The following is an 8,438-nucleotide window of genomic DNA, read 5'->3' as shown; positions in this document are numbered from 1 at the left end:
AACAACCAATCACCCCGTTCCCAGGGTAACCAGTGTGCCAGCGAAGTCGCTAGCGCCGCGGCGACCGTGTCGGCCACCGCTGCGGTGACACCCCTCTAGGCGGGGTCGCTCAGGCGGTCAACAGCTTTTTTCACATCATTGTCGTTTTTCTTGCGCTGCGGCGTAACACGCCTTCCCTAAGCTCTCTCGCTCGCCTCCTCGGCCGGGGCTCTTTCACCATAGTGACGGGCCAGCATGGCGCAGGCGATTAGCTGGATCTGGTGGAAGAGCATGACCGGCAACAGGATCACGCCAACCTGCGCCGCCGGGAAGAGGACGCCCGCCATCGGCACGCCCGAGGCCAGGCTCTTCTTCGATCCGCAGAATTGCAGCACGATCGCATCCTCTGGCGAAAGGCGCATGATGCGCGCGATCAGATACGTCGCTGCCAGCACCACTCCCAACAACAACAAGCATAAGAGCATGAGGCGCCCCAGATCGCCGGGCGACACGCGCGACCACAGCCCCTCGACCACCGCCGCTCCAAAGGCGGTGTAGACGACCAGCAGGATGGAGCCGCGATCGACCGTCGTCACCAGGGACTTATGCCGTCCGACAAAATCGCCGATCCAGGGGCGTAGCAGGTAACCCAGCACGAACGGCGCGAGCAGTTGCAGCAAAATGCCTTCGATCGAGGCGAGCGACACACCTGAACCTCCCCCTGCTCCACCCGCACCTTGCATGACGAGGGCGACCAGCGCCGGGGTCAGGACGATGCCCAGAAGATTGGAAAAGGATGCACTGCATATCGCCGCCGCCACATTACCGCGCGCGATGGCGGTGAAGGCGATGGACGACTGCACGGTCGAAGGCAGCAAGGTCAGGAACAGGATGCCGCTCGCCCAGGCCGGGTCCATGCCGGGCAGGTGCACCATCCCCAGCCCGATCGCCGGGAACAGGAGAAAGGTCGAAGCGAGGACCGCCAAGTGCAGCGGCCAGTTGCGCAAGCCCTGCCAGATGGCGTCGCGCGACAACTTGGCACCGTGGAGGAAGAAGAGAAGGACGATCCCCGCCTCGGCGAGATGCCCCATGAACGTCGCAAAGCCACCCCGGGCGGGCAGGACGGTGGCGAGCAGAACCGTGCCCAGCAGGCTGAGCACAAAGGGTTCAAAAACGGAAAACAGGCGCTGGATCATGGAGCGCTCCCTGGACTGGTTGCGCGACGGCGAAAGGCGGAAGGCCTTGCCTCGACGCGCTATAAAGCCCGCCTGATAGGCGCTGCACCCGCGAAATACCAAATCTTCCCAGGGGAAATCGGGGGGAGCGACGCCCGAATCGCTCAACCCCCAACCCGATCGCCATGCCGTTGCCGGTCTTGCCGGCGGCTTCCACTCCCGATTTCTGATTCTTGTTGATTGTCGGCCGACGATGCGTGCTTTCCGTAGGGGAAATCGCGGCCAAAAAAAAGGCCGGTCAAAGGACCGGCCGAAAAGTTTTTAGGAGAGGATGCCTGAAAGGCCCGATCCTTGTGCACTGCAGCAGCGATCGACGCAATTGCAACGTCCGCAAACATAGTTGCATGAAATGCAATTGGTAACGCTACCGCAATATCGTGGGGAGAGGAATGGCCGTGCTGTTCTTGATTTCCTCCATCGCGAATGCCGCGCTGACATCGACCAGGCGTACCCGCTCGATCAGCCGCTTATAGACCCGGTCATAGGCCTTGATATCGGCGACCCGGACCTTGAGCAGATAGTCGATCTCTCCCGCCATGCGGTAGAATTCGACGACTTCGGGCAGATCGCTGACCGCACGGGCAAACTCCTCTAGCCAGGCGGCCGAATGCTCGGCGGTGCGGACGCTGACGAAGACGGTCATGCCCGCATCCAGCTTCTCGGGATCGAGCAGCGCGACACGGCGCAGGATGACGCCCTCCTCTTCCAGGCGGCGTATCCGTCGCCAGCAGGCATTTTGCGACAGGTTCACCCGCTGCGCGATCTCGGCGACCGAGGGACTGGCGTCGGTTTGAAGCTCGGCAAGGATCGCGGTGTCGATTTTATCGATCGTAACGCCTTTCATTGGGATATCCTTCCGCGGAATCGGCAAAACGCTGACAACTTTGGTATGATTTGGCAAGCGTCCCGGCATATCCTTTAGCACAGAAGGATATTGCCATGCTGATGACCATCCCCCCCATCCAACGCCAGAGCGTCGCCGATGCGCTGGGGATCACCATGGCCGAGCGTGCGGTGGATCAGGACTTTATCGCCCGCGCGCTGGCCGTGCTCGATCGCGATCGCCGCCGCGCGCCCGAAACGCCGCTGCTCGCGCTGACCCTGCCCGCCGCGCCGACCATCGACCTCTATATGAAGGACGAATCGGCGCATCCGACCGGCAGCCTGAAGCACCGCCTCGCCCGCTCGCTGTTCACCAGCGGCATCGTGGCGGGGGTGATCCGCGAGGGGCGCCCGCTGGTCGAGGCCTCGTCGGGATCGACCGCGGTGTCGGAGGCCTATTTCGCCCGGCTGCTCGGCCTGCCCTTTCACGCGGTCATGCCGCTGAGCACCGCGCCCGCCAAGATCCGCGCGATCCAGGCGCAGGGCGGCCAATGCCATCTGGTCCGTCCCGAGCGGCTATATGACGAAGCCCGTGACCTGGCCGATGCGATGGGCGGCGTCTATCTCGACCAATTCACCAACGCCGCGCCCGCGACCGATTGGCGCTGCGACAATATCGCCTCCGCGATCCTGACCCAGATGGCCGGCGAGCCCCATGCCGTACCCGACTGGATCGTGGTCGGCGCGGGCACCGGCGGCACCGCCTCGACCATCGGGCGGCATTGCCGGTATCGCGGACTGCCCACCCGGCTGTGCGTCGCCGATGTCGAACATAGCGCCTTTTATGCGGGCTATCGCGATCGAGACCCGGCCGCGCGCTGTGCCAGCCCTTCGCGGATCGAGGGCGTGGGTCGGCCCCGTGTCGAGCCGTCCTTCCTGCCGGGCACGATCGACCGGATGATGAAGCTGCCCGATGCCGTCTCGATCGCCGGAATGCGCATCGCCAGCGAGCTGCTGGGCCGCCCCGTCGGGCCGTCGACCGGCACGAACTTCGTCGCCGCCGCGATGCTAGCGCTCGAAATGGCGGAGGCCGGGGGCACCGGGTCGGTGGCCACGCTGATCTGCGATCATGGTGCGCGCTATGCCGATTGTCACCATGATATACGCTGGCTGGCGCAACAGGGGCTTGCCGAAAGCGTCGACGCTGCCGAGATGACGCTGCGACAGATGCTGCTCAAGGATGCCGAATGACCACCAATCCGCTACTTGCCGATACCGACCTGCCTGATTTCGCCGCGATCCGGCCCGAACATCTCGTTCCCGCCGTCGACCAGATGATCGCCGACGCGCGCGCCGCCGCCGACCGGATCGGCGGATCGAATGCCAGCGACTTCGCCGATGTCGTGCTGGCCAGCGAGCGGGCGGGCTTTGCGATGTCGCGCGGCTGGTCGCCCGCCGGGCATCTCCATTCGGTGGCCGACACGCCCGAGCTGCGCGCCGCCTTTGCCGAGGCGCAGGCGAAGCTCGCCGAATATGGGCTGGAGGCAGGCCAGGACCCGCGCCTGTTCGCCGCCTTCAACCGCGTGGACCTGGCCCCACTGAGCGAGGCCGAAGCGCGGGCGGTGGTGCTCGCCCGGCGCGACTTCACCCTGTCCGGCGTCGCGCTGGACGATGCGGCGAAGGCCCGGTTCCGCGAGATCGGCGTGGAGCTCAACCAGCTGACCACCGAATTCGGCAATGCCGTGCTCGATTCGAGCGAGGCGTGGAGCGAGCATGTCACCGACGAGTCGATGCTCTCCGGCCTGACCGACAATGCCAAGGCGATCCTCGCCGCCTATGCCGCCGAGAAGCAGCTGGACGGCTGGCTCGTCACACTGCGCGAGCCCAGCGTTCAGGCGATCCTGACCCAGGCCGACAACCGCGACCTGCGCGCCCGCGTCGCCAAGGCCTATGCCACCCGCGCCTCCGACCAGGCGGCCGATCCCTCCCACGACAATAGCGCGCGGATCGACCGTATCCTGGCGCTGCGGCATGAAGCGGCCCAGTTGCTGGGCTTCCGCGACGCCGCCGCGCGTTCTGTCGAGACCAAGATGGCGCAGTCGGCGGACGAGGCGCTGGCCTTCCTGGCCGACCTCGCCGCCCGCGCCCGCCCGCTGGCGGAGCAGGAACTGGCCGACGCCACCTCCTATGCCGCGGCGAAATTCGGCATCGCCAAGCTGGAGCCCTGGGACGCAGCCTATGTTGCCGAGCATATGCGCCGCGAGCGCTTCGGCGTCGATCGCGAGGCGATCCGCGCCTATTTCCCCCTGCCCCGCGTGATGGAGGGCACGACCGCACTGATCGAGCGGCTTTACGGCGTTCGCTTGGTCGAGCGGCCGGGCGTGTCGGTATGGAACGCCGATGTCCGCTATTATGACGTAGAGAACCAGAGTGGTGAGATCGTCGCGGGCGTCTATTGCGATTTCCATGCGCGGGCGGGCAAGCGTGGCGGCGCGTGGATGGATGTCTGCCGTCCGCGTTTCCGCGATGCCGACCGCTTCCACCGGCCGATCGCTTATCTAACCTGCAACTTCCCGCCCGCAACCGGCGACACCCCTGCCCTGCTGGCGCATGGCGATGTCGTCACGCTGCTGCATGAGTTCGGCCATGTGCTGCACCATCTGCTGACCGAGGTCGACCTGCCCTCGATCGGCGGCATCTCGGGCGTGGAGTGGGATGCGGTCGAGCTGCCCAGCCAGTTCATGGAGAATTTCGCCTGGGACCGGGCGACGCTGACCCAGCTGTCGGCACATGTCGAGACCGGCGAGGCGCTGCCTGATGATCTGTTCGCCAAGATGCTGGCGGCGCGGCGTTTCCAGGCCGGGTTGTTCTTGCTGCGCCAGATCGAGTTCGCAACCTTCGACCTGCGTCTGCACCGCGACTTCGATCCGACGCAGACCGGCCGGGTGATGGACGTGCTGAACGCCGTGCGCGACGAGGTGGCGGTGATCCGTCCCCCCGAATGGAATCGCTTCCCGCACAGCTTCAGCCACATCTTCGCGGGTGGCTATGCGGCGGGATATTACAGCTATCTCTGGGCCGAGCTGTTGTCGGCGGATGCCTTCGCCGCCTTTGCCGAGGAAGGCCAGGCGGCGGGCGACCGATTCCGCCGGGAGGTGCTGGCGCGCGGAGCGAGCCGTCCGGCGGCCGAGAATTTCCGCGCGTTTCGCGGTCGCGCGCCGGAACCGGATGCGCTGCTGCGTCATCACGGCCTCGCTGCCTGATGTCCATGCCGGGGCCTGTCACGGGCCCCGGCCTTCTTTCTTTTTTGTAACATGCGTCAGTGAAATTATTTCCCGCCGCCCCGTCCGCGATTCCGCTTCGTTAACCCTCTTAAAGATAAGAAAAGCTGGGCATGGAGGGATGAACGATGAGCGGGGCGGAACAGATTGATTTTGAGCAGCGGCTGGCCGCGTTCGACTATAGCACGAAAAGCTATTCGACCTTTCCCATGGTCAAGCGCGCGATCGAGCGGCATGCGCCCGCCGCACTGGCCGCACTCTACCGCCACATCGCCAACACGTCGCAAATCCGCGGGATGTTCTCGTCACAGGCGCGGATGGATCATGCCCGCGACAAGCAGATGGAGCATTGGCGCAAGCTGTTCTCGCGTCCGCTCGACCACGACTATGCCGCCTCGTCGACCCATATAGGTCAGGTCCATGCGCGGATCGGGCTGGCCCCGACCTGGTATATCAGCGGCTATGCCCGGATGCTGGAATATGTGCTGCCCAAGCTCATCCTGGGCTGGCTGTTCTGGCCATTCGGCGCACGGCGGCGGGCCCGGGCCGCGACGGCGCTGGTCAAGGCGTCGCTGATCGACATGGATATCGCGCTGGCCGCCTATTTCGACGCCGAGCAGGCGGGGCGCCGCGCGGTGATCGAACGCTGCGGCGCAGTGTTCGAGCGCATGGCGAAGGGTGACCTGACAGCCTCGCTGGACGGACTGCCCGCCGAATATCAGGCGCTGGCCGACAGTTTCGAGGCGATGCGCGCGCAGATGTGCGCCACCCTGGGCGTGGTCACCAGTTCGGGCGTGCAGATTCGCACCGGTTCGGGCGATATCAGCGAAGCGTCCGACGACCTGTCCGATCGCACCCGGCAGCAGGCGGCCGCGCTGGAAGAAACCGCCGCCGCCATGCAGCAGATCACCGGCACCGTCCGCCAGACCGCCGAAGGTGCCTCCAGCGCCAACCGCATCGTCGGCGAAGTCCGCCACGAAGCCGAGGAATCGGGCGATATCGTTCGCCGGGCCGTCGAGGCGATGGGCCAGATCGAACGCTCCTCGTCCGAAATCAGCGAGATCATCTCGGTCATCGACGGCATCTCGTTCCAGACCAATCTGCTCGCGCTGAACGCAGGCGTCGAGGCGGCTCGCGCCGGGGAAGCCGGCAAGGGTTTCGCCGTCGTCGCCAGCGAGGTCCGTGCCTTGGCGCAACGTTCGGCCGAGGCGGCCAAGGACGTGAAGACCCGGATCATGGCCTCGTCGACCCAGGTCGGATCGGGCGTTGCCCTGGTCAACGAGGCGGGAGCGGCGCTGGGCCGGATCATTGGTCGCATCGGCGAGATCAGCGTTCTGGTGTCCCAGATCGCCGACTCGGCCGCGCAACAGGCGATCGGCCTGCAAGAGGTCAACACTGCCGTTTCCGAAATGGACGTTGTGACCCAGCGCAACGCGGCGATGGTCGAGCAGGTCACCGACTCGGCCCGCAACCTGGCACACGAGGCCGAAACCCTGGCGCATGAGGTGGCCCGCTTCCAGCTCGCCGAGATGAGCGGCGATTTCCACAATCCGGTTCACCAGATGCAGCGCCGCCTGGCCGCCGCCTGATCCCATTTCCCAAAGCGCAAACGGGCTCCGGCGTAGGTTGGGGCCCGTTTCGTGTCAGCGCCGCCGCGTCACTCGCATTGATGAGTCGTCGCGAAAATGCCCTTGAGCGAATCACCGGCCATGACCCTGCCCACCTCGGGCGTCTTGCCGAGATAGGTGACGTAATAATCGGCCAGCTCCGCCCGTACCGCCTGTAGCGCGGCAGCGCTCACCCCATAGCGCTCACGCGGCCAGGCATCGCGGTTGTGCGGCGCCCGCCCCAATCGCGCTTCATCATAAGCGGTCGTCGCCGCCCGATAGGCCGCAAAGCGGATCGTCCCCTCGCACGGGGGCCAACTCTTGTTCAACTGCGCGCTCAGAGCGGCCAGACGCGGCAGCGGCGGGGTCGTAGTGCCACAGTCATTGGCAAAGACGAAATTATCGAGGGTCGAGCCGAAAAGGGACTCCGTCGCCTGCAGCAGAGCGGGATGCCGAATGATGGCGGCGCAAGGGATGGCCCGATCGAAGGAGCCGGCGCGGTCACCCATTCCTTCGGGCAGATAGGGCCCCAGCGCGTTCAGGAAGAAAGCGAAATGCCGGTCCGACGTCAGGATGCCGCCGACCGTCGCCACGGACACTCCCTGCGATCCATCGCGCAGCAGGTCGCGGCCCCATGGCGGGTCCTTGTCCGTGAACATGATCGCCGCGGAGGGGGCCATCAGGGTCAGGATCTGAAGGCGTTTGTCTGCTCTTTCGGGCTTCGACCAGTCGGCGTCTCGCGGCTCGGACGCCCAGAGAGCGATTGCTTCGATGACGGGCGCGAAGACGGGATCGTTGCGTCGGATGATCGGCAAGGCGCGGTCGGGGGCGTTCAGGGCCAGGGCGATCGCCAGATCGTTGCTGCGATGCGCATAGACGCGGGTGATGCAACTCGCCATCGCAGCGCGCCCGTTGGACGTTCCGCACGCCGCCAGTTCCTTGACGGTGTCGCGCTGGGCCGCAAGCTGATTGGAAGGGCCTTTGCCGAAAGCGCTGACCTTCGCCAGGCTATAGAGCGATGCCATCGTCCGATCGGCGGCGGACAGATCAGCCGAACCGCAAACAGCGCGCTCGACCGCGTTTCCGGCCTTGGCACAGGAAAAGCTTGGCCCCTCGGTAGGACGGGCCGCTCCCAGCCGCGCGGGTGTAAGCGCCAGCCCCCATGAAGCAGCGACCAGCACGACGAGTATTCGAGCCCGCTTCCGCATCGCTCCCCCTGTTGATGATCGAGGGTGCAGGATATCGCGACCCGCCAACGCAAAAAAGGCCTCACCGCAGGGATGACGCCGAATATACTCTATCGGAAGGATGGTGGAGCCGAGGGGGATCGAACCCCTGACCTCTGCAATGCCATTGCAGCGCTCTCCCAGCTGAGCTACGGCCCCATCGATTTCGGCACCAATCCGGCGGGATGCGGATCGGCCCTACAGCGCATATCAGAGAATGCAGCCGTCACGGCGGAATGGTGGAGCCGAGGGGGATCGAACCCCTGACCTCTGCAATGCCATTGCAGC

General features: G+C 65.5%; 6 protein-coding genes and 1 tRNA gene. 3 read left to right on the top strand and 4 right to left on the bottom strand.

Features of this window, described 5'->3' with window-relative positions; translation table 11 throughout:
• Positions 1-176 precede the first annotated feature (176 nt).
• Positions 177-1,175: a bile acid:sodium symporter family protein gene (locus SSA01S_RS18225; RefSeq protein ID WP_061781533.1), complete on the bottom strand. Its 999-nt coding sequence runs from the start codon at positions 1,173-1,175 to the stop codon at positions 177-179.
• Positions 1,176-1,578: 403 nt separating this feature from the next.
• Complete coding sequence (locus tag SSA01S_RS18220; RefSeq protein ID WP_061781532.1) at positions 1,579-2,058, bottom strand: Lrp/AsnC family transcriptional regulator; 480 nt, start codon at positions 2,056-2,058, stop codon at positions 1,579-1,581.
• Positions 2,059-2,153: 95 nt separating this feature from the next.
• Here SSA01S_RS18220 and SSA01S_RS18215 point away from each other — a divergent pair, with 95 nt between their 5' ends.
• The 3 genes from SSA01S_RS18215 (at position 2,154) to SSA01S_RS18205 (ending at position 6,906) form a co-directional block, all read left to right on the top strand.
• The gene (locus SSA01S_RS18215) at positions 2,154-3,287 is read left to right on the top strand and encodes a PLP-dependent cysteine synthase family protein (RefSeq protein ID WP_156477949.1); all 1,134 of its coding nucleotides are present in this window, start codon (positions 2,154-2,156) and stop codon (positions 3,285-3,287) included.
• Entirely contained in the window at positions 3,284-5,299 is a 2,016-nt protein-coding gene (locus SSA01S_RS18210) for a M3 family metallopeptidase (protein ID WP_061781531.1), read from the top strand. The genes SSA01S_RS18215 and SSA01S_RS18210 overlap by 4 nt, the downstream gene beginning before the upstream one ends.
• Before the next feature lie 146 nt (positions 5,300-5,445).
• Complete coding sequence (locus SSA01S_RS18205; protein WP_061781530.1) at positions 5,446-6,906, top strand: methyl-accepting chemotaxis protein; 1,461 nt, start codon at positions 5,446-5,448, stop codon at positions 6,904-6,906.
• 68 nt (positions 6,907-6,974) lie between these two features.
• Here the strand turns inward: SSA01S_RS18205 and SSA01S_RS18200 are convergent, their stop codons facing one another.
• Both SSA01S_RS18200 and SSA01S_RS18195 read right to left on the bottom strand, forming a co-directional pair.
• Entirely contained in the window at positions 6,975-7,949 is a 975-nt protein-coding gene (locus SSA01S_RS18200; protein ID WP_061781529.1) for a lysozyme inhibitor LprI family protein, read from the bottom strand.
• Positions 7,950-8,233: 284 nt separating this feature from the next.
• A tRNA-Ala gene (locus tag SSA01S_RS18195) sits at positions 8,234-8,309 on the bottom strand.
• Positions 8,310-8,438 lie beyond the last annotated feature (129 nt).

Origin of the sequence: Sphingomonas sanguinis NBRC 13937 (assembly GCF_001591005.1) — a bacterium.
Taxonomy (GTDB): Bacteria; Pseudomonadota; Alphaproteobacteria; order Sphingomonadales; family Sphingomonadaceae; genus Sphingomonas; species Sphingomonas sanguinis.
Note: the sequence above shows the minus strand (reverse complement) of the source record. Positions and strands in the feature narration are given on the sequence as shown.